The organism is Microcoleus sp. D3_18_C4 (assembly GCF_036702355.1).
Taxonomy (GTDB): domain Bacteria; phylum Cyanobacteriota; class Cyanobacteriia; order Cyanobacteriales; family Microcoleaceae; genus Microcoleus.
In genome coordinates, this window is record NZ_JAUBTF010000031.1 from 1 (window position 1) to 19,284 (window position 19,284).

The following is a 19,284-nucleotide window of genomic DNA, read 5'->3' on the forward strand; positions in this document are numbered from 1 at the left end:
CCGCCAGTCAGAACATCTGCACCAGAACCGCCACTGAAGATGTCAGCAAATTCAGTACCAGTGACGCTGTTAGCACTGTCATTGCCCGTAAATAAGACAGGAGATGTGAAGTTGTAACCGCCAGCACCAGAACCGAAATTGTTAAAGTCGGTTGGGAAAGTGTTTCCAGCAGCAGTTAAATCGGCCACGCTACCTGAGTTGGTAGTAGTACCAGCCACAGAAGAGGCGATCGTACCTGTAAATACAAAGTCCGCCGTTCCCAGATTGCTAGCAGCAGTACCCAGATTTGCAATCAAGGTAGAACCATCGGCTGCGGTACCGTTCGAGTCAAAATACAACACCGTCTCGTTCGACGCATTCGTAAAGGCGAAGAAACCAGCAGTTGTAGAATTGCCCAAGGCTGTAGCTTGTGCAGCTTCCAAAGAGGCATAACTGCCGCCAGTGAAAATCACTAACTCTTTGCCAGTAATGTCAGGATTTGAACCACTTACAGCGTCAAAGTTAGTCGTAGTCAAATTACCGAAAGCGCTCGCGGTAAACTGGAATTTGTCAGTTCCAGCAGTAAAGTCAGTAATCGTATCACCGCCTTCGCCTACTGCTTTGTAAACAAACAGATCCGCACCAGCACCGCCAGTCAGAACATCTGCACCGCTGCCGCCGCTGAAGATGTCAGCAAATTCAGTACCAGTGACGCTGTTAGCCTTCGCATCTCCGGTAAACAAGACAGGAGTGGTGAAGTTGTAACCGCCAGCACCAGAACCGAAATTGTTAAAGTCGCTCGGGTAAGTGTTCCCAGCAGCAGTTAAATCAACAATGCTACCTGAGTTGGTAGTAGTACCGGCAGAAGGTGCGATCGTACCTGTAAATACAAAGTCCGCCGTTCCCAGATTGCTAGCAGCAGTACCCAGATTTGCAATCAAGGTAGAACCACCGGCTGCGGTACCGTTCGAGTCAAAATACAACACCGTCTCGTTCGCAGCATTAGTAAATGCGAAGAAACCAGCAGTTGTAGAATTGCCCAAGGCTTTAGCTTGTGCAGCTTCCAAAGAGGCATAACTGCCGCCTGTGAAAATCACGAACTCTTTGCCAGTAATGTCAGGAGTTGAACCGCTAACACCGTCAAAGTTAGTCGTAGTCAAATTGCCGAAAGCGCTCGCGCTAAACTCGAATTTGTCTACCCCAACAGTAAAGTCGGAAATTTTATCGCCGCCTTCTTTAGTTGTCCTGTAAACAAACAGATCCGAACCAGTGCCGCCACTTATGAAATCCAAACCGAGGCCGCCGGTGATGGTATCGTTGCCGTCGCCGCCCTTGAGGCTATCGTTAAAATTGCTGCCGACAATCTTGTCATCGCCTGCTAAACCATCGTAATTAACTGGGGCCGGAGAAGTGGTGAAATCCACATTGTCAGCACCAGCAGTACCGACAGGAATAGTTAGTGGCTCGCCGATGAAGACAAAGTTATTGACTGTCAGGCGAACGTTCAGCGAGAAACTGGCCACAATGTCCAAGCGCCCCGCAACACCATATACCACCACCACACGGCCGGTCTCGGCATCTATAAACTGACAGAAAACAGGCACGTCTGGGTTGCCACCCAACTCTACAAACCGCGCTTGCAACCTCGCGATGCTGTTAACACTGATATCCGTCGTGAAGTCGAGGAAATTACCGCTGCCGATCGACCCAAAAGTAGAAGTAGCAGTAATCTTCACTTCGGTCAAGATAGAAGCGCCGACATTAAAAGCTGCGTTAGAAAGCTCTAAAACATCGTTATTGACATCAAAGTCAGTAATAAAGTCAGCTTCTACAACTGTTTGAATCTGTTGGCGGGAAGTGCGGTAAACAAAGCGATCGCTTCCAGGACCACCACTTAGAATATTGGTTCCTTCGCCGCCTTCGATCGTGTCATTGCCCTCATTTCCAGTTAATGTGTCATTCCCAGAACCGCCTATTACTGTGTCATCGCCGCCGCCAGCTTCGATATTGTCATCATCATCGCCGCCGTCGATATCGTCATTGTCATTGCCGCCTTTAACTTTGTCGTTGCCTTGGCCTGTTTTTATTTTGTTTTTGCCTAGGCCAACTTCGATATAATCATCGTCATCGCCGCCGTCGATATCGTCATCGCCATCGCCGCCGATGATTGTGTCCTTGCCTTTGCCGCCGATGATTGTGTCTTTGCCTTGACCTGCTGTAATGTTATCGTCACCCTCGCTGCCTACGATGTTGTTAGGGAGCGTCGCAGAACCGGCAATAGCTTGACCTTCTGGATTGCCAGCAAAATTAAAGGAATCTTGCTCGATTTTCAAGCTAAAAGTTTTGCCGGTGAGAGCTCTTTGGCCGTTGGTAGCTTGAAAACCAAAAGTAGCCGCACCGACAAAACCTACTGCCGCTCTGAAAGTTACCCTGCCTGCGTTAATGTCTTCTTGAGTGAAGGTAACGCCCGTTTGTGTTACGGGGACTCCATTAACAAATAGTTGCCCGGTTGTAGCAGGGGGCAGCTCGGTTAGCGTGAAGGTTATGCCGCCAGGACCTTGCCCGGTATCGGAAACACGCAACAACTCAGAAGTAATAGTTTGCTCCTGGCCGCTGGAACCAGCAATCAGGGTCTCACTAACTTCCAGTTGCGGAGGGTTAAAAATCGGAGTTTGAGGTTGAGTTGGAGTTGGAGTTTGAGGTTGAGTTGGAGTTTGAGGATTAACTCCCAAAAAGTCGGCCGCAGTGATAAGCGTTGCGTTGACATTCAACAATAGCGCGATCGCGAAGTTATTGACCCGAATTTCGGTATTGACACCGATTTGTATAAAGGTCAAGCTGCTAAAGTTCAAGTCGCCAAACAGCAGAAACTTGTCCTCGTTGTCTGCGAAGTCAGTGATGACTGCACTTGCCCCAGAGGTACTGTTACTCACGACATAAACGTCATTTCCAGCACCACCGACACAGGTATGGTTGCCAGTACCGCCCATCAGCGTATCGTTGCCGTCGCCGCCCATCAGCGTATCGTTGCCGTCGCCGCCGCCGCTAACGCTGTCGTCGCCCTGGCCACCGTCTGCCACGTCATTGCCGTCGCCAGTAACGAGGGTATCGTTGCCGCCACCGCCCATCACACTGTCGTCGCCGGCACCGCCCATCACGCTGTCGTCGCCGTCGTCGCCTTCACACAGGTCGTTGCCTGCGTCGCCGCTCACGGTATCGTCGCCGATGCCGCCGCTAACGCTGTCGTCGCCGTCGTCGCCACTGCAAACGTCGCTGTCGCCACCGCCGCTCACGGTATCGTTACCGGTGCCGCCGCTAACGCTGTCGTCGCCGTCGTCGCCACTGCAAACGTCGCTGTCGCCACCGCCGTTCACGGTATCGTTACCCGTGCCGCCGCTAACGCTGTCGTCGCCGTCGTCGCCTTCACACTTGTCGCTGCCTGCACCGCCCTTCACGGTATCGTTATCTTTACCGCCGTTAACGGTATCGTTGCCGTCGCCGCCCTCACAATCGTCGTTGCCTCGATCGCCCCGGACGTTATCGTTGCCTTCGTCGCCCTTGCAATCGTCGTCGTCTTTGCCACCGTAGATGCTATCGTTGCCGGCGCCGCCCTTAACCTTATCCTTTCCTTCCTTGCCGTGGACCCAGTCATCGCCGTCATCGCCTTCGCAGTCGTCGTTGCCTTCGCCGCCGATCACGGTATCGTTATCTTTACCGCCGTTAAGGGTGTCGTTGCCTTTGCCGCCATTAACCTTGTCGTTGCCACGATCGCCCTTTATTACATCGTCGTCCTCGCCGCCCTCGCAATCGTCGTTACCTTTACCCCCGAAGATTGTATTTTTTCTGCCACGGTTTCCTTTGATTGTGTCTTCGCCTTGATTGCCGAATATCTTCTCGTTATCGCCGGTGGCGACAATTAAGTCATCGTCATCGCGACCGAGGACGGTTCGGCGGCGATCGATGCCGTTGTCATCTTCTAAGTCATCGTCATCGTCATCGTCATCAGTACCTCCGATGGTCTGGAAACCGTTGTCATCATCATCTAAGTCATCTAAGTCACCGTCATCATCATCATCACCATCTAAGCCATCGTCATCAGTACCTCCAATGGTCTGGAAATCGTTGTCATCATCATCTAAGTCACCGTCATCATCATCTAAGTCATCGTCATCGCCCACACCTGTTGTGGATGCGCCGTTAGACTGATTCAGAAATGTGGTAACGCCGTCGGTGTTTTCGGCGAGTGCTTGGTTAATTAAATCGTCTAACTCCTGATCGGAAATTGTAGAGCTGTCGTCGCCTAAATCCCCGACAGGCTTTTGTGTTTCATTTTGAGCGGGAGAAAGTGTTCCCTGTGTTTCTTCTAACAAGATTTCGTCTGCCATCGTTGATATTTCCCAAAAAAAGGTAAGCTTCTTTGAATCAATTTATCAGCAAACAGGAGGCTGCAGAAGATTTTTTTAACTTCATGCTTTCGCCTGCTAGAGGAGCTGGTTTCCTCATCTTTACTATTATAGATGCCACTTAAACGGCAAGGTTTTTTTCGCTCTGTTGCGAGTTTTATATTCTGCCATTGCGTACCCAAATTAATTGATCCGCAACCTACACTGTAATTACTGCCCCGAAGATCCGAGCCTTTAAGATGTTCTCGGTATTTTCTACAGTAAGCTGCGCCGAAGGGCCCCTGATTGTAAATTCTCTACGTAATTTCTACAGTGAATTAGCTGAATTTAAACTCGCAACTGACAACTCCTAAATAACTCCCCAAAACCTGTATCCCCCAAATTTTACCCTTGCTTTTTTTCCGCTCTAGGCTGGGTGTATTGAACTTTGGTAACACTCCCAGCTTTGACAAATCCTTCCCTGACCTAGGATTTGAATCTCTTCACTAAACGACAGCACCCTCCTAATTTTAGTTCCCGATGATTAATTAGAAATTTAGATAATTCGCCCGGGCAAATATTTGTTCTAATTTTTAGTTGCACAATTTTTTCTCGATTCTAGGAAACCTCGCGAACTGAGAAAAATTTTTTTTCGGATCAATACTAAGAATTCTGCCAAAATATATCAATCTCAAGACAGATTGCAAAATTTGCCAAAAAGTAGTATAAACGCAGAATTCGTTTTTGGTGACAGTTGCAAGCTCGATCGGCATTTTGAGCGAGAATGACCCACGGCGAGGCTGCCAAACCCAGTTGCTTTGTAGGCTTCGCTACCAAATCCAATCATTCTCCGAGAAACCGGCCTGATGAGGCGTAATCCTATAGATACCAAAAATGATGGTTGCTTGAGAGTACCGGAATAATTTGATTGCCATTGTATTGTTGAGAGTTCTTGGCTGCTGACGTTTATTTTTGCTGCTTAACTGTAACTAGATTAAGAGAGTTAAATTAAAAGTTTTCTATATCATAAAAGCGGTAAATTAGCAATAAGTTATGAGCAATTATCGATAGTCAACTATCAATTACCGATCGCCACTGAGGTCTTAAGGATGAGGGCGGAGGGCTTACGGATGAGAACCCAGGGCTGACCAATTAATTAATTGACACAAAATCAAGATTACACATGGGGGGTTGGTGGTAGAGGATAAGCCGTAAAGACCGATCGACCGATCGCCAAAAAAAATAAAATACTCAACTTTCCCTGCGATATTGCCCTGAAACCGGTTGGCGCGAGCCGAAGTAATTTTAATAAGAACTAGAGATCCGCCTGGTAAAGTGCCTCCAATTTAACTTTACTCAGCAATGAGAAACTCAAGTTCACGACGAATCTAAAGGGGTCTGCGGTAGAGGTGCAAAATGTTAAAGATAGCAAGATTGGAGAAAATTCGGCTTTCACCGAGGCACAGGGCAATCAAAACTAATAAACTGTTATTAAAGTACAACTTTTATATCCTCAAAGTGTTTGAACAAATATATATGACCCCAGCGATCGCCCGATCGGGGGAAGCGCATTCAGAAACTTTGATTCAAAGAGTAAAAATTATTTTGCCGTTCGCTATTGCTAGCCGCAAAAACGCAGGCAAATTCAGAATTAAGGCGGGAGGGCGCTAAATCCGTGAGCCAGGAATTTCAACTCTCAGTCACTCCCGTTGGGGACGACGAATATCTAGTGCGGACAGAAAAGGTTGCACCCGGTGTACCCTTAGCCGAACAACAAGTCCGCTGGCCGATCAATGAATGGCTTGCACTGTCTTCTCAACTGATGAACGACCCGCTGGTGGGCTTGCTCCAAGGAAAAGCAGTACAGGGAAGCAGTTTTGCGGGTCGCGGCCTCTCCCGTTCGGGAAACAACTCAGCGCCGAATTTAGTAGCCCTGGGGCAACAATTATACAGCGGGCTGTTTCAAGGAAACTTGCGCGATAGCTGGACTTGCGCTCAAGGCATCGCCCAGCACCGCCGAGAAGTGCTGCAACTGCGACTCGGACTCAAAGGCCGGCGCTTGCCACGACTGCCGTGGGAAGTTCTGCACGCAGGCGATCGCCCTTTGGCAACCGGCACAGATGTCGTGTTTTCTCGGTACCAACCAGGTACAAGTTTGTTCAAACAAACCCGGATACTGCCTAGTGGCGGGCCACTAAAAATTTTAATGGCGATCGCCTCTCCGAGCGATCGAGACAGCTTGCAGCTCAAGCGAGAAGTGCTCCATTTGCAGCAAGAACTCCAAAACCGCACCGGTCATCCTCTCAAAAACAGCCCCCATTGCCCGGAAATTCAACTGACTATTCTCGAACAGCCCGATCGAGAACAACTTACCCAAGCCCTAGAACAAGGACACTACCAAGTCCTGCACTACGCAGGCCATAGCAACTTAGGTTCCAGAGGTGGCGAACTCTACCTAGTCAGCAGCCGCACCGGCTTAACTGAAACCTTGAGTGGCGACGACTTAGCTGGATTGCTCGTTAACAACGGTATTCAGATGGCCGTGTTCAACTCCTGCCGCGGCGCCTACGGCGACCCCTCAGACCTCGCGGACGACAGCCCGGAGCGGAACTTAACCGAAGCTCTAGTGAAGCGGGGCATTCCGGCAGTGCTAGCAATGGCAGAAAGCATCCCCGACGATGTAGCCCTAACTCTGACGCGGTTGTTTTACCGCAACCTCAATCAAGGCTATCCAGTCGATCTCAGCCTGAGCCGGGCCAGAGCTGGGCTAATTTCTGCCTACGGTTCTCACCAGCTATACTGGGCTTTGCCCATTCTTTACCAGCACCCGGACTTTGACGGCTATTTGACCGGCGCCCCAGCCCACAGCGCGACATCCGGTTCTATGGTGCACATAATCGCGTCGGGAACGCCACCGGCGCTCGCGGGTACAGAATGGAAGGCCCCGTCTTCGGTTTCGGCGATCGCCCAATACCCCCCAATCCCAGCAAATCGATCGCATGAGTCAGACAATTCTGACGGCGAAGTCTGGGAATACTTTCCCGACCAATTAAAAGATCGCAGGGATTGGGTTCACCAGAACGATCGAGCCGATGCTAATAATTCACCGAACTCACCGACGGCTTCGCCGTCCTCTATTCCTAATTCTGAGTGTTCGGTGATCCAAGCAACTCGCGCCGCAGCACCGACTCAGAAACCGTTAACAAAACCGGGATCGAAAAAATTTGTCACCCTAATGCTTTGCTTGTTGTCCGTTGCTTTGAGTGCTGGCTTTTTTGGGTGGCGGTACTCGAACCAGCGAGGCACGAAACCAGAAGAGTTGCTGCCGGCGGTACGGACTCCCCTGTCGCAAAATTACCTGCAACAACGTCACTAAAAGCGATCACCCACTGCAATGCTTAATTTAGACCCTCTTGGCCTGGCTCCAAACTGGGTGGGGTTTTTGCTGGCCATTCGCGATCGGCCGCCGCTGGCAAAGTGATCGCAAGTATACTGCTCGATCGAATCTCCGACTTACGTTCATCAAGCCGGTTTTTACCGAAAATCAGTAGCAGCCCAACCAAGCATCGAGGAAGAAACCGAGTTTCTCGTCGAGAGAGTAAGTCCGGGACTGCTTGATATATAATTGTCAGTCGATTGTAGATTTTAGACTTCGGGTTGAGCCCTGAGTCGAACGATTTGAGATTTTAGATTTACTCCACAGATGAATCTGGAAGCCTGAACAACAGTCTAAAATTTTGATCTCTCCACGACACGAGTCGGTGGCTTGTATGCGTTTTTGAGCGGGCTGATTCGGCAGCAGGAGCATTCGTCATTCGGCACAAGACAATAAAAGCGAGAGTTGCAACAATAAAGAACGTCCTCACCGTCAGCGCGCTTGCTATATTTCACAATAATTAATTATGGAAGTGGCTGTGAGCTGGACCGAAAGCATCCAGGATACAAGCCCCCGGATTCATCCGTCCAGAAATAAAAAACCTGTATTCGATAAAGGAGTCCCCGAATTTATCCGTGGGGTCAATGTTTCAATTCTTTAATCTAAAATCTCAAATCTAAAATCGATTGACGCGCCCCTCCAGTTGGTGCATAAATTTTGAGAGTATGGCAGTTTACAGGCCACGACTCGAAACCAATACATTTCCATCGAAACTCCATGTCGGCAACCGCTACTAATTTGTAGTGCATCAAACATTTAAGCTGTTGTGCATTTAACTCGGTCTTTTTCAATTCCCCTGTGGAAATAACCTCAAATTCTCTGGCTTGGGGCCGGAGGAGGAAGATTTTCCCGAGTTCCCCCTAGAAATCTACTGATTCCTGGCGAAGTGTTAAGAGTCGCGAAGCAATCTCGCCCCATCAAAACTATTCCCCTCTTAGTAGCTGCCCGATGTTTCTGCCACAGCGCCCATTGAGTCGGGTTTTAGCTTAAACCCGTTCAACGAAGAGGTGAAATTTCCTTCAATTTTTACCGGATTGCCTTCCCCAGACTGCGTTCTGTGGAAGTTATATGCCCAACACCTTAATAGAAGATTGCTCGTTGGTATTTGGGGTTTTGAGGGGATTCCCAGCCCGAAAAATAGAATTTACAAGTAGCTGGCAGTGACATCTAGAACAAGTGCTGCCTCGTCTTGTTGAGGTAAAAGTTAACCCAGCGCCGGTAAATGCTGGCGGCAGATTTGCAGCGGCAGCGCTCTAGGTATTTCGATTCATGGCTGTCTTATTTTGACCTTGACCGCAGACACAATCGGGGATTGGTGAATGCAGGGAACAGACTTTACTGTAAAAAAGTAAAACATTTAATTTGCGACAATAATTCCCCGCGCGATCGCAAGAGAGGCTTACACAAGGATTTGGGCCGCGAGGAGCAAATTGATCGCCCTTCGAGCATCCTTACTTGCACCCCCGGTCTTGAGGCCGCAGAAATTTCTCCAGAATCTTAATATTCAGAATTCTTAGTATTGACAGTGAAACAAAGTTAATCTAATGTGTTGTAATTGATATAAGTAAAGTCCAATAAGCGAGGTACGGTCAATGGCAGAAACAGCTACAGCACCCTTAACAGGAAAAGGTCTGCTTCAAAAAATCAAAGGCAGTGATTTGCCGCGCAGAGAACTTGCGAAGCTTTGCGGCTACTTCACAGTCAGCAAAAGTGGAGAAACCCGGATTAATCTGGCTGAGTTTTACGATGCAGTGTTAGCTGCTAAGGGCATTGAGCTAGAGAAGTCTAAAGCAGACGGACGCGGGCGAGAAGCGAGTTATCGAGCTAGCGTTCACAAGAATGGTTCGATCGTGATCGGAGCAAATTATACCCAAGAAATGGGATTAAAGCCGGGAGACGAGTTTGAAATTAAGCTCGGATACAAGCACATTCGCTTGATTCAGATCGATGTGGACAGACCGGATGTGGAATTGGATGATGAAGAGGAGGATACAGAAGAATAGAGGCGATCGCGATGCAGTCAGCCGATAGCAAGGCGACTGGATTAGGCATTCGCTATACGAGTATTTGCGCGCCACCCTTCGATTGAACTGATGAGCTGTCTTGACTATTTATATTTTCTCTTGTCTCGCAAAGACTACAGTGCCTCTGAACTTCGCAAAAAGGGGCAAGAGAAAGGTTTTGGCAATGAGGAAATATTGGAGGCGATCGCGCAAATTCAAGACCGCGGCTATCAGTCCGACACTCGCTTGGTGGCAAACTCGATCGCCTCTGCAGCAGGCAAATACGGGAAGTCTGCCATCAAGCGCAAGTGCCTGCAAAAAGGAATTACCAACGATTTGTTCGAGCAAGTCTGGGAAGAAGAAATTGCCGAAAATCAGGACTCCGAAGCAGAAAAACTGGCCGAATTAAAAGGCAAAGTCATGCGGAAATACAAGATCGATACTTGGGGTAAAGCCGATCCGAAAACCAAGGGCAAAGTCTTGAATTACCTGCAATACAGGGGCTTTAATGCCTTTGAAATTTGGCGACAGTGGCAGGCGGAAGAAGAGGATGAGTAAATAGTAGGGCAAAGCAAATAGATGCGGCCCCGATAGGCAAGCACACCTACACTGCTGCCGACAGGGCTAAAGTGTAAGTCCTGAGTTTTTGTGAATGTATGTCAATCCTCAGCGTTGACTAAATAAGATTCGTACATTTGCCGATGTCTGGCTAAAAGCTCGAGATATTTCTCGTTGATTTTGGCCAGCATCCATTTTTCTTGAAAAATCGCTGCGGATTCTGCTTTCACCGGATCTGCTTCTAGCGGCAAAATATCTTTTCGAGCTGCGGTTTGCTCTGCAACAGACTTCAGCTTTTGAGGGTTTTGCTGGTATTTTCGACCGCTTTTGTGGTTGGCGTAGCGACGCGATCGAGTATACCCCATCTGCAAGAACTTGCGGGCCATGTCGGCTCCCACAAAATCATCGGCATCGAGATACTCTAAAAACAAGGAGTAAATTTTGCTGCTGGACTCCCTCGCAATTTCAGGAGTCTTAAATCTCCAGAAAGGCAGAATTTCTCCTTTGTAGGGTTCAACCAACAGCACTCCCTGTTCTCCTTTCCCTACCCGATAAAGTTCCGGGTGCTGTCGAAAGTCGATGTTCTTAAAATCCGCATGGTAGTCGAACTGCTTCATCGGGCATTTTCTGTTCTATCTGGAACTATAGAAGCCCGGGGTTTACCTTCGTCTGGTTGGGTATAAACCCAAGCCCAAGCAATGAAGACAGCTTGAAAAGGCAGCCTGAACCAATACAGTAATTGGTTGTGGGGAATCCCTTCTATGGGAATGTTGTTGACGGCTTGATTGATATTAGCTGGAAACACGGCAATAAACAAGGCAATTAATCCCCACGCCGCCGCCCTGCTCACAGGAGGAACTAACAGCCCAATTCCGCCCAAAATCTCGAAAAAACCGCTGATATAAACCAAGGCTTCCGGGTAAGGAAGCTGGGGCGGCACAATTCTGATAAAAGGTGCGGGTACTGCAAAGTGCAGCACGCCTACAATACTGATAGCTACTGCGAGAATAACTCGCCAAATTTCTTTTTGACTTTTCATGGGCAATGGGTAATTAATAATTGTTAAATTGCTGCGATCAGGCTTGCCAAAATTTGCGATCTGCGATCGAGATGACAATAAAACTGAGGTCCAAAAATTCCAGCTTTCCGGGTTTGTCTGCTCTTGGTGGTGGCTGTAACGATTTTATTTCGTAGAAAACCCAGGTTTCTGGGTAAATCCCAGACAAGTTTTCACAGCACCAAACTGGAGGAAGCGAGAACTGGAATCGAAGGCCTGGGCGTTGACTGCCAAAAACAGATAGCGCGCATTTTGATAACAAGATTTTAATGTCTAGTGCCCTGTTGCTGTCTCTATCTTCGGGTAGTGAAACATGATTTTTGTTCCGGCTTTGGCTTCGTCAGCAGCCCAACCAGTGGGGGATTTTCTCGATCGACAAATGCACCACCGCTTAACATTAAATAAATCATCGCCGCAATTGATGAGTGCGATTGCTGCTAAATTTGACCTAGCCTTCCAGGCGCTTCCCTACCCTACCCTACGGGAACCCTACGCGGAACGGGAACCCTTGCGGGGAAAGAGATAGCTTTGCTACCGCCTACCTTGATGAGACTAATTAAGGCGAGTAATTTGTCAATAATTTTTATAATTATTTAATATTTGCGCTTTGAGAATTATTGGGAGAGGCAATTCGGGAATGCTCTGTAATTAAAATTACTATCTAAAGTTTGAATTTTGTCAACTTCCGACCGATGTTATAATGAATGAAATTATTGAATTTGCTAAAAAGTCGATCGTCCTAGCAACTCCCCAACCATCCTGCTGGAATTCAAAATAGTCACCAACGGCAGGAACTTTTTACCCGCCACATTATTCAAAAAGATTGAGCCTCCAAGCGCTGTGTCATTTTTATCTACACGCAATTAATCACCGACGACCATGAACACCTCACTAAACACCTCCAAATTTGGCATAAACCGGATGCTGCGACAATCGCTGTTTGCAGGCATCATTTCTGCTGCAGCTTTAGCTAGCGGATGGGCGCCCGGTTTGTATGGACAATCCCCAAATCTCGTTTTCGGAGCAGCAGCCCAAGCTCAAGAAATTAGCAGCGAAGAAATTACTAGCTACGCTCGTGCTGTGTTGGCAATAGAACCCAGACGGGTGGAAGCTTATAACGAAATTAAAGGCATGGCTGGGGGATCGGTTCCCAGAGTAGTGTGCAACGAAACTCAGGAAATCAATAGGTTGTCTGGAGGTGTTCGCGGCATCGCGGTGAATTACTGCCAACAAGCTAAAAAAGTTATCGAAACCAATGGTTTGACAGTTAGTCGCTTCAACCAGCTCACTTTGCTCCAGCAAGCGAATCCGGCAGTCAAACAGCGCATTCAAGCCGAACTCCTGCGACTGCAACAAGCGGGCAATCAATAAGCTTGATGGTTTGATTCTTTCTTCCTCTCCCGTTCTATTCTTCGAGTTACTAGACGATATGCAAAATTTTTTGAAAAAATGGCGATCGTCTGTGATAAAATGCTTGACAAAATGACAGAAATTTGGTATACAGACAAGAACGGGAGCGGTTCAGAGAGATGACTATTTTTCAAGTTGCTGTAAATGGCAATGAGATATAGCGATCGCCAACACGATTAAGACGTTTTTAATTTCTGAAACATGAGCTCAAGAGTGGAACTTCAGTCTTCCTTATTCCTTTGGCTATAAAAAAGATATTCCTCAAAAACTAAATGTCAAGTGAATTGCTCTGAGGAATAGAATATAAAAATGCTAACTTTCACCAAACATTTGCCTGCAAATCCGGATGCTGTTGTCAGCTTTACTTTACCGATGACAGCGGACGATCGCACTCGCAGCCGCCACCGATTCGAGACAGAGACGGGGGAAAAGCTGCACCTGAATTTGCCCAGAGGTACAGTATTGCGCGATCAAGATTTATTGCAGTCGGAAGACGGTAGCTGTTTGGTACTGGTAAGTGCAAAACCCGAATCGGTGCTGACAGCGCGGGCATCAAGCCCGCTGCTACTGATGCGGGCGGCTTATCATTTAGGAAACCGTCACGTAGCTTTAGAAATTGCCGATAATTATTTAAGGCTTTCTCCCGACTCTGTGTTGCAGGGAATGCTGGAAAAAATGGGTTTGGAAGTAACAGAGGAAATTGTGCCGTTTCAGCCGGAAATGGGCGCTTACGGACACAACCATTAGATTTTAGATTTTAGATTTTAGATTTTAGATTTTAGATTTACTCCCACCGATAAATCCGAGGGCTTATGACTAAATTGCTTTCGGCTATTGAAGAAGCAAGAAGTCAACAGTCAACAGTCAACAGTCAACAGTGAACAATCAACTTTTATCTTTGTTGCAGTTAGCTTTTGCACCTGTGGGAGCTTATAGTTATTCTGAGGGAATCGAAAGTCTGGTAGAAACCGGTGCGATCGACAGCGAGATTACTTTGAGGAATTGGTTAGAAAATTCGCTGCAATTCGGGGCTGTTCGAGTAGAAGCCGCGGTGGTGGTAAGGGCTTTGAGGGCGGCACAAATGGGGGATGTGACGGCTTTGAATTACTGGAATGCTTGGGCGACTGCTGCAAAGGAAACGGAAGAGTTGCGCTTGCAAAGTTGGCAAATGGGGCGGACTTTGATCAGGTTGCTGCTGGATTTGCGTGAAGCGAAGCTATCCCGCAGGGAATCGCCCGTTTGTTCTGGGTTAACAACAAGTGTAAAAGATTTGGTGGAATTTGGCGGCAATCAGTGCAATTTTGCGATCGGCTTTGGCATTGCCGCGGCAACCTGGCAGATTGAAGAGGAAGCCGCAGTTTTAGGATATTTGTACAGTTGGGCTGCCAATTTGGCGAGTGCGGGCGTGAAACTGATTCCCCTCGGTCAAACAGCCGGTCAACAGTTACTGTTAGATTTGCAGTCTCAAATTAGCTGTACGGCGCAAGAAGTTTTACAATTAGAAGATGATGAGCTTGGCAGTTGCAGTTGGGGATTAGGACTGGCTAGCATGGCGCACGAAACTCAGTACACTCGGTTGTTTAGGAGTTGAAAATCAGACAATCCAAAATCTAATTAGTAAGGTGCGTCAGAACCCCAAAGCCTCGATAATCGTTCCATAACTCCGTCTGACGCACCCTACAACTACAACTCGGTTATTTCGCAGTTAAAAATCAGAAAATCTAAAATCTAAAATCTAAAATCTAAAATCGCTATGGGTGCTTTTCGTGTAGGAATTGCTGGGCCAGTTGGTTCGGGGAAAACTGCTTTACTGGATGCTTTGTGCAAGTCGCTGCGGCAGCAGTACCAGATTGCGGTTGTGACTAATGATATCTATACTCAGGAAGATGCCCAGTTTTTGGTTCGGAGTCAAGCTTTGGAGAGCGATCGAATTTTGGGCGTAGAAACGGGAGGCTGTCCCCACACAGCCATCCGCGAAGATGCTTCCATTAACTTAGTAGCTATAGAAGAGTTAGAACAAAAATTCACTGATTTAGATTTAGTTTTTGTCGAAAGCGGTGGCGATAATTTGGCGGCAACATTTAGCCCGGAGTTAGTAGATTTAACAATTTACGTAATCGATGTCGCTGCGGGCGATAAAATTCCGCGCAAAGGCGGGCCAGGAATTACTAAATCTGATATGTTGGTAATTAATAAAACAGACCTCGCACCTTATGTAGGAGCAGATTTAGGCGTGATGGAACGGGACGCGAAAAAAATGCGCGGCGACAAACCTTTTGTTTTTACTAACTTGAAGACCAAAGAAGGATTAGAAGCAGTAGTTAAATTCATCCACTCCCATATCGTGTAAAACATCAGTCTTCATCTAAGTTCATCTGCGTTTATCTGCCTTCATCTGCGGTTACAACTCCTAAAAACTATCACCTCACCACCAATTCCCTCACCAAATTAGCCAAACGTTCTGTACTGTCTGTCACCGCTAATTTAGCAGCAGCTTGAGACATTTTTTCCAAGTATTCGGAATCTCTTAACAAATACAACACTTTGCTTTGCAATACCTCTGCTGTCAGTTCGCTTTGACGGAATACCACAGCGGCGCCGACTTTAGCAAATACTTCCGCATTAAATCTTTGGTGGTCGTCAGCCGCGTGAGGAAAAGGAATTAAAATAGAAGGTACGCCCGTCACTGCTAATTCTGTCAGTGCACTCGCGCCCGATCGACTAATTGCTAAATTTGCTCGCTGCAACAAACTCGCCACATTGTCGTAAAATGGCATTGACAAATATTGCTCGTGTTTCACACTTTCAGCATCCGGGTCATTATTTCCGGTGAGGTGAACCACCCAAGCACCGGCATCAAACCAAGCAGGAGCACACTCGCGCACTAACTTATTGACTGCGACAGCACCTTGAGAGCCGCCCATGACTAAAATTACAGGTACACTGTCAGGAATTGGCAAATTTAGAGGTTGGCGAGTCAGGAATTGCGATCGCACCGGTGTACCAGCAACAACGGTTTTCGCGCGGGGTAAATGCTGGGCTGCTGCTTCAAATCCGATCGCCACAGCAGTGCACAAAGGACTAAACCAGCGCGTCACCTTCCCCGGAATGGCATTAGATTCGTGGAGAATCACCGGCAAACCCAAAGAACGGGCCGCCAGAATTGCCGGTGCCGCGATGTAACCGCCGGTAGTAAACACTCCCTGAAAATTGCCCGCTTTGAGCAACTTCCGCACTTGAAGGATCGAGCCGGCGAGTCCGCCCAAAATCCGCAGTGTACCGAGTCCCAATCGCTGCTGAAAGCCTTCAACGGCGATCGTGTGGAGGGGGTAAAGGGATGAAACTAACTCGGTTTCCATGCGGTCTGGGACTCCTAGCCATTCGATCTGACAGTCGTTCAACTGACTAGCGGTGGCAATCGCGGGAAATAAATGTCCACCAGTGCCGCTAGCTGCAACCAACAACCGGAGGGGGGCTTTTGTCAAGGTTTTTGTTTCTTTTACAAGTACAAGTTCCACAGGTCAATCGATTTTATATTTGAGGTTTTAGATTATTATGCTTATTATTCCGGCAGTTTCAGCCAATTTTAAATCAGCAATCTAAAATTAGATTGTAGATTGTGCCGTGTCCGTCCTTCCGTTGTCAGTTTTCGTTGCAGGCGAACAGTTGCCCGCGCCACGACTCCTGACAAATAACCAAATTATCACCTAATGCGTAATTTTTTGAATTTAGTGCCAAGTGTATCTCAGTATTTTTCCAGCCGTCGGAACGAAAAAGCCGATCCTCTTCGAGGGCTGCGCCAACGCGCGATCGTTTTTGGCTTTAACTGCGGGCAGTCGATCGCTCAAATGTTGTTATGTTTAACAGTGGTAAGTGCTGGTGTGCTGCATCAAGGTGCGGCCAGAGCGATCGGTGCGATCGCGGCGACTCCCCAAACGATCGCCCAAACCCCTGCAAATGCGCCTGCCCCACTCACAAAAGTGCTAACAGAAATTGACGCAGCGGCCAACCGGCGCGATGTCAAAGCAGTCATGGCATTTTACAGCCCGAATTTCACTCATTCTGACGGCTTAAACAGCCAAAGCATGGCCAAAGCCCTCACCCAACTCTGGGAGCGATATCCGAGTTTAAATTACCGCACCGAGATCAAATCTTGGAAAACCGAAGGTAGCGCGATTATTGCAGAAACCATAACTACAATTGCCGGCAGTCAAAAAAAGGATGGCAGAGAATTAACTCTCAAAGCTACCATCCGTTCCCAGCAGCGCTTTGAAGGTGAAAAAATAGTTAGTCAAGAGATTTTAGCAGAACAAACTCAGCTTACTTCTGGTCAAAGTCCTCCCACAATTCAAGTGAATTTGCCGGAGCAAGTTAAGGTGGGCGAAGAGTACCATTTTGATGCCATTGTGCGAGAGCCGATCGGCGATGATATTTTAATAGGGACTGTTTTGGAGGAACCCATCACCGAAAAAACCTTTTTCAATCCCTCAGAAGTTGAGCTGGAGTTGCTAAATTCCGGGGGAATTTTTAAAGTAGGTAAAGCTCCGGCTACGCCCGAAAATCGGTGGGTTTCAGCAGTTTTGATGCGACAAGGTGGAATTGCAACCGTTAGTGTGCGATTGCGGGTTGTCAAATAATAAAATAGGTGTTATGGGCATGGGGCATGGGGCATGGGGCATGGGGCATGGGGCATGGGGCATGGGTAATGGGTGATTAGTAAGTGGTAAGTGGTATAGCGGTTATTAGTCACACGAGGTACATATTTGAAAATAAAAAAATGTCATTAAAGGAATTAAACATACCTCACTATAGCGAGAAAGGCTATAGCAAATAACAACTAACAAATAACAAAACTAACAAATAACCAATGACAACAGTCAACAGTCAACAGTCAACTAACAACTGACAAAAAATGATTTCTATCCAAAACCAAATTGTTTTCATTACAGGTGCGAGTAGCGGTATCGGAGCAGCCTGTGCCAAGATATTCGCCAAAGGAGGAGCCAAACTAATTTTAGCAGCCCGCCGTCTTGAAAAGCTCGATCGACTGGCAAACGAACTTGTAGAAACAAAATCGATCGCGTCGGCAAACGAGATTTATTTGCTAGAATTGGACGTGCGCGATCGCCCGCAAGTTGAATCGGCGATAACTGCGCTTCCCCATGCCTGGAAAAGCATCGATATTCTGATTAACAATGCGGGATTGAGCCGTGGTTTAGACAAACTGCATGAAGGCAACTTTCAAGATTGGGAAGAAATGATTGATACCAATGTTAAAGGCTTGCTTTACATGACTCGCGCGATCGTGCCGGGAATGGTAAGCCGAGAACGGGGCCACGTAGTGAATATCGGCTCAATAGCAGGCCGCCAAGCTTATCCGAAAGGTAATGTTTATTGCGCTTCCAAAGCAGCAGTGAGAGCTATTTCTGAAGGGTTGAAACAAGACCTTTTGGGAACACCCGTGCGGGTGACGGAAATAGAACCTGGTTTGGTGGAAACAGAATTTAGCAATGTCCGGTTTCACGGCGATGCAGAAAAAGCCAAAAATGTCTATCAAGGATTAACACCGCTGACTGCTGACGATGTAGCCGATGTCGTGTATTTTTGCGCGACGCGATCGCCCCACGTCAATATTAGTGAAGTCTTGCTAGTTCCGACAGACCAAGCGAGTGCAACTCTGGTTCACCGAAAAGAGTTGTGAGTTTTTAGTGGTAAGTGTCCGGATGGCGCTGGAATTCTCAGGAAGCTTAATTGGTAGATGCACCCTGATTAATTAACTCCCGACCAATTTTGGCCGGGTTTTTTTTGCGATCGCACCCTTAGCCACACATTCTCCAAAATTCTGCCAAACTGTCCTGAAACAGGCGCTGCCTTACCGGAGACTAAATTAGTAGATGCACCCTGATTAAATAACTCCCGACCAATTTTGGCCGGGTTTTTTTTGGCGATCGCCCCCCTTGCCACAAATTCGCCTAAATTCTGCCAAAGTGTCCTGAAAGAGGTGCTGTGAGGCGGGAGACTAAGTTAGTAGATGCACCCTGATTAAATAACCCCCGACCAATTTTGGTTTGGGGTTTTTTTTGCGGTATTGAGGGTGATGCTGAATAAAGTTTGAGGTTGTCCGGATGGCGCTGGAATTCTCAGGAAGCTTAATTGGTAGATGCACCCTGATTAATTAACTCCCCGCCAATTCTGGTTTGGGGGTTTTTTTTTGCGGTATCGGCGGTGATGCTGAATAAAGTTTGAGGTTGTCCGGATGGCGCTGGAATTCTCAGGAAGCTTAATTGGTAGATGCACCCTGATTAATTAACTCCCCGCCAATTCTGGTTTGGGGTTTTTTTTTGCGATCGCACCCCAAACCACGAATTTCCCCAAATTTTCTCAAACTGTCCGGAACAGGTGCACCTCGAACCGGAGACTAAATTAGTAGATGCACCCTGATTAATTAACTCCCGACCA

At 47.6% G+C, this 19,284-nt stretch carries 16 protein-coding genes; 12 read left to right on the forward strand and 4 right to left on the reverse strand.

Annotated features, from left to right (window positions below; all coding sequences use genetic code 11):
• Window positions 1–4,364: cadherin-like domain-containing protein (locus tag QUA90_RS16385; protein WP_333446546.1), on the reverse strand; the 4,364-nt coding region annotated here is incomplete at its 3' end.
• Window positions 4,365–5,777: 1,413 nt separating this feature from the next.
• Here QUA90_RS16385 and QUA90_RS16390 point away from each other — a divergent pair.
• The 5 genes from QUA90_RS16390 to QUA90_RS16410 all read left to right on the forward strand — a co-directional run bounded on the left by QUA90_RS16390 (window position 5,778) and on the right by QUA90_RS16410 (window position 10,358).
• The gene (locus tag QUA90_RS16390) at window positions 5,778–6,032 is read left to right on the forward strand and encodes a hypothetical protein (RefSeq protein ID WP_333331149.1); all 255 of its coding nucleotides are present in this window, start codon (window positions 5,778–5,780) and stop codon (window positions 6,030–6,032) included.
• A gap of 4 nt (window positions 6,033–6,036) precedes the next feature.
• Entirely contained in the window at window positions 6,037–7,737 is a 1,701-nt protein-coding gene (locus QUA90_RS16395) for a CHAT domain-containing protein (protein ID WP_333446548.1), read from the forward strand.
• Window positions 7,738–9,019: 1,282 nt separating this feature from the next.
• Window positions 9,020–9,298, forward strand: a complete 279-nt coding sequence (locus QUA90_RS16400) for a hypothetical protein (RefSeq protein ID WP_333331143.1) — start codon at window positions 9,020–9,022, stop codon at window positions 9,296–9,298.
• Between the two features lie 91 nt (window positions 9,299–9,389).
• The gene (locus QUA90_RS16405; RefSeq protein WP_015177612.1) at window positions 9,390–9,800 is read left to right on the forward strand and encodes an AbrB family transcriptional regulator; all 411 of its coding nucleotides are present in this window, start codon (window positions 9,390–9,392) and stop codon (window positions 9,798–9,800) included.
• Between the two features lie 90 nt (window positions 9,801–9,890).
• Window positions 9,891–10,358 carry a regulatory protein RecX gene (locus QUA90_RS16410; RefSeq protein ID WP_333331140.1) on the forward strand — a complete coding sequence of 156 codons (468 nt, stop codon included), beginning with the start codon at window positions 9,891–9,893 and terminating at the stop codon, window positions 10,356–10,358.
• Window positions 10,359–10,459: 101 nt separating this feature from the next.
• On the opposite strand, the gene QUA90_RS16415 is transcribed toward QUA90_RS16410, so the two are convergent.
• A complete protein-coding gene (locus tag QUA90_RS16415) occupies window positions 10,460–10,975 on the reverse strand; it encodes a DUF4385 domain-containing protein (RefSeq protein WP_333142866.1) in 516 nt (171 codons plus the stop codon).
• A complete protein-coding gene (locus QUA90_RS16420; protein WP_333389038.1) occupies window positions 10,972–11,397 on the reverse strand; it encodes a DoxX family protein in 426 nt (141 codons plus the stop codon). Before QUA90_RS16420 ends, QUA90_RS16415 begins: the two co-directional genes overlap by 4 nt.
• 331 nt (window positions 11,398–11,728) lie before the next feature.
• Here QUA90_RS16420 and QUA90_RS16425 point away from each other — a divergent pair, with 331 nt between their 5' ends.
• The 5 genes from QUA90_RS16425 to ureG all read left to right on the forward strand — a co-directional run bounded on the left by QUA90_RS16425 (window position 11,729) and on the right by ureG (window position 15,175).
• Entirely contained in the window at window positions 11,729–11,941 is a 213-nt protein-coding gene (locus QUA90_RS16425; protein ID WP_333331132.1) for a hypothetical protein, read from the forward strand.
• Window positions 11,942–12,294: 353 nt separating this feature from the next.
• Entirely contained in the window at window positions 12,295–12,786 is a 492-nt protein-coding gene (locus QUA90_RS16430; protein WP_333085574.1) for a DUF4168 domain-containing protein, read from the forward strand.
• A 348-nt stretch (window positions 12,787–13,134) separates the two neighbouring features.
• On the forward strand, window positions 13,135–13,572 hold the full coding sequence (gene ureE, locus QUA90_RS16435) for an urease accessory protein UreE (protein WP_333446550.1): 438 nt from the start codon (window positions 13,135–13,137) through the stop codon (window positions 13,570–13,572).
• Window positions 13,573–13,702: 130 nt separating this feature from the next.
• The gene (locus QUA90_RS16440; protein ID WP_333446552.1) at window positions 13,703–14,416 is read left to right on the forward strand and encodes an urease accessory protein UreF; all 714 of its coding nucleotides are present in this window, start codon (window positions 13,703–13,705) and stop codon (window positions 14,414–14,416) included.
• 162 nt (window positions 14,417–14,578) lie between these two features.
• The gene (gene ureG, locus QUA90_RS16445) at window positions 14,579–15,175 is read left to right on the forward strand and encodes an urease accessory protein UreG (RefSeq protein WP_333446554.1); all 597 of its coding nucleotides are present in this window, start codon (window positions 14,579–14,581) and stop codon (window positions 15,173–15,175) included.
• 70 nt (window positions 15,176–15,245) lie between these two features.
• Here ureG and murG read toward each other — a convergent pair whose 3' ends face one another.
• On the reverse strand, window positions 15,246–16,310 hold the full coding sequence (gene murG, locus QUA90_RS16450; protein ID WP_333446556.1) for an undecaprenyldiphospho-muramoylpentapeptide beta-N-acetylglucosaminyltransferase: 1,065 nt from the start codon (window positions 16,308–16,310) through the stop codon (window positions 15,246–15,248).
• A 225-nt stretch (window positions 16,311–16,535) separates the two neighbouring features.
• Between murG and QUA90_RS16455 the strand changes: the two genes are divergently transcribed.
• Both QUA90_RS16455 and QUA90_RS16460 read left to right on the forward strand, forming a co-directional pair.
• Complete coding sequence (locus QUA90_RS16455) at window positions 16,536–17,462, forward strand: nuclear transport factor 2 family protein (RefSeq protein ID WP_333389033.1); 927 nt, start codon at window positions 16,536–16,538, stop codon at window positions 17,460–17,462.
• Between the two features lie 275 nt (window positions 17,463–17,737).
• Window positions 17,738–18,526: an SDR family oxidoreductase gene (locus tag QUA90_RS16460; protein ID WP_333331115.1), complete on the forward strand. Its 789-nt coding sequence runs from the start codon at window positions 17,738–17,740 to the stop codon at window positions 18,524–18,526.
• The last annotated feature ends 758 nt before the right edge of the window (window positions 18,527–19,284 follow it).

Excerpts from the sequence above, each read along its gene's own strand:
- QUA90_RS16390 (WP_333331149.1), top strand. The coding sequence starts at position 5,778 with ATGTTAAAGATAGCAAGATTGGAGAAAATTCGGCTTTCACCGAGGCAC.
- QUA90_RS16400 (WP_333331143.1), top strand. The coding sequence starts at position 9,020 with ATGCTGGCGGCAGATTTGCAGCGGCAGCGCTCTAGGTATTTCGATTCA.
- QUA90_RS16405 (WP_015177612.1), top strand. The coding sequence starts at position 9,390 with ATGGCAGAAACAGCTACAGCACCCTTAACAGGAAAAGGTCTGCTTCAA.
- QUA90_RS16410 (WP_333331140.1), top strand. The coding sequence starts at position 9,891 with ATGAGCTGTCTTGACTATTTATATTTTCTCTTGTCTCGCAAAGACTAC.
- QUA90_RS16415 (WP_333142866.1), bottom strand. The coding sequence starts at position 10,975 with ATGAAGCAGTTCGACTACCATGCGGATTTTAAGAACATCGACTTTCGA.
- QUA90_RS16420 (WP_333389038.1), bottom strand. The coding sequence starts at position 11,397 with ATGAAAAGTCAAAAAGAAATTTGGCGAGTTATTCTCGCAGTAGCTATC.
- QUA90_RS16425 (WP_333331132.1), top strand. The coding sequence starts at position 11,729 with ATGATTTTTGTTCCGGCTTTGGCTTCGTCAGCAGCCCAACCAGTGGGG.
- QUA90_RS16430 (WP_333085574.1), top strand. The coding sequence starts at position 12,295 with ATGAACACCTCACTAAACACCTCCAAATTTGGCATAAACCGGATGCTG.
- ureE (WP_333446550.1), top strand. The coding sequence starts at position 13,135 with ATGCTAACTTTCACCAAACATTTGCCTGCAAATCCGGATGCTGTTGTC.
- ureG (WP_333446554.1), top strand. The coding sequence starts at position 14,579 with ATGGGTGCTTTTCGTGTAGGAATTGCTGGGCCAGTTGGTTCGGGGAAA.
- QUA90_RS16455 (WP_333389033.1), top strand. The coding sequence starts at position 16,536 with ATGCGTAATTTTTTGAATTTAGTGCCAAGTGTATCTCAGTATTTTTCC.
- QUA90_RS16460 (WP_333331115.1), top strand. The coding sequence starts at position 17,738 with ATGATTTCTATCCAAAACCAAATTGTTTTCATTACAGGTGCGAGTAGC.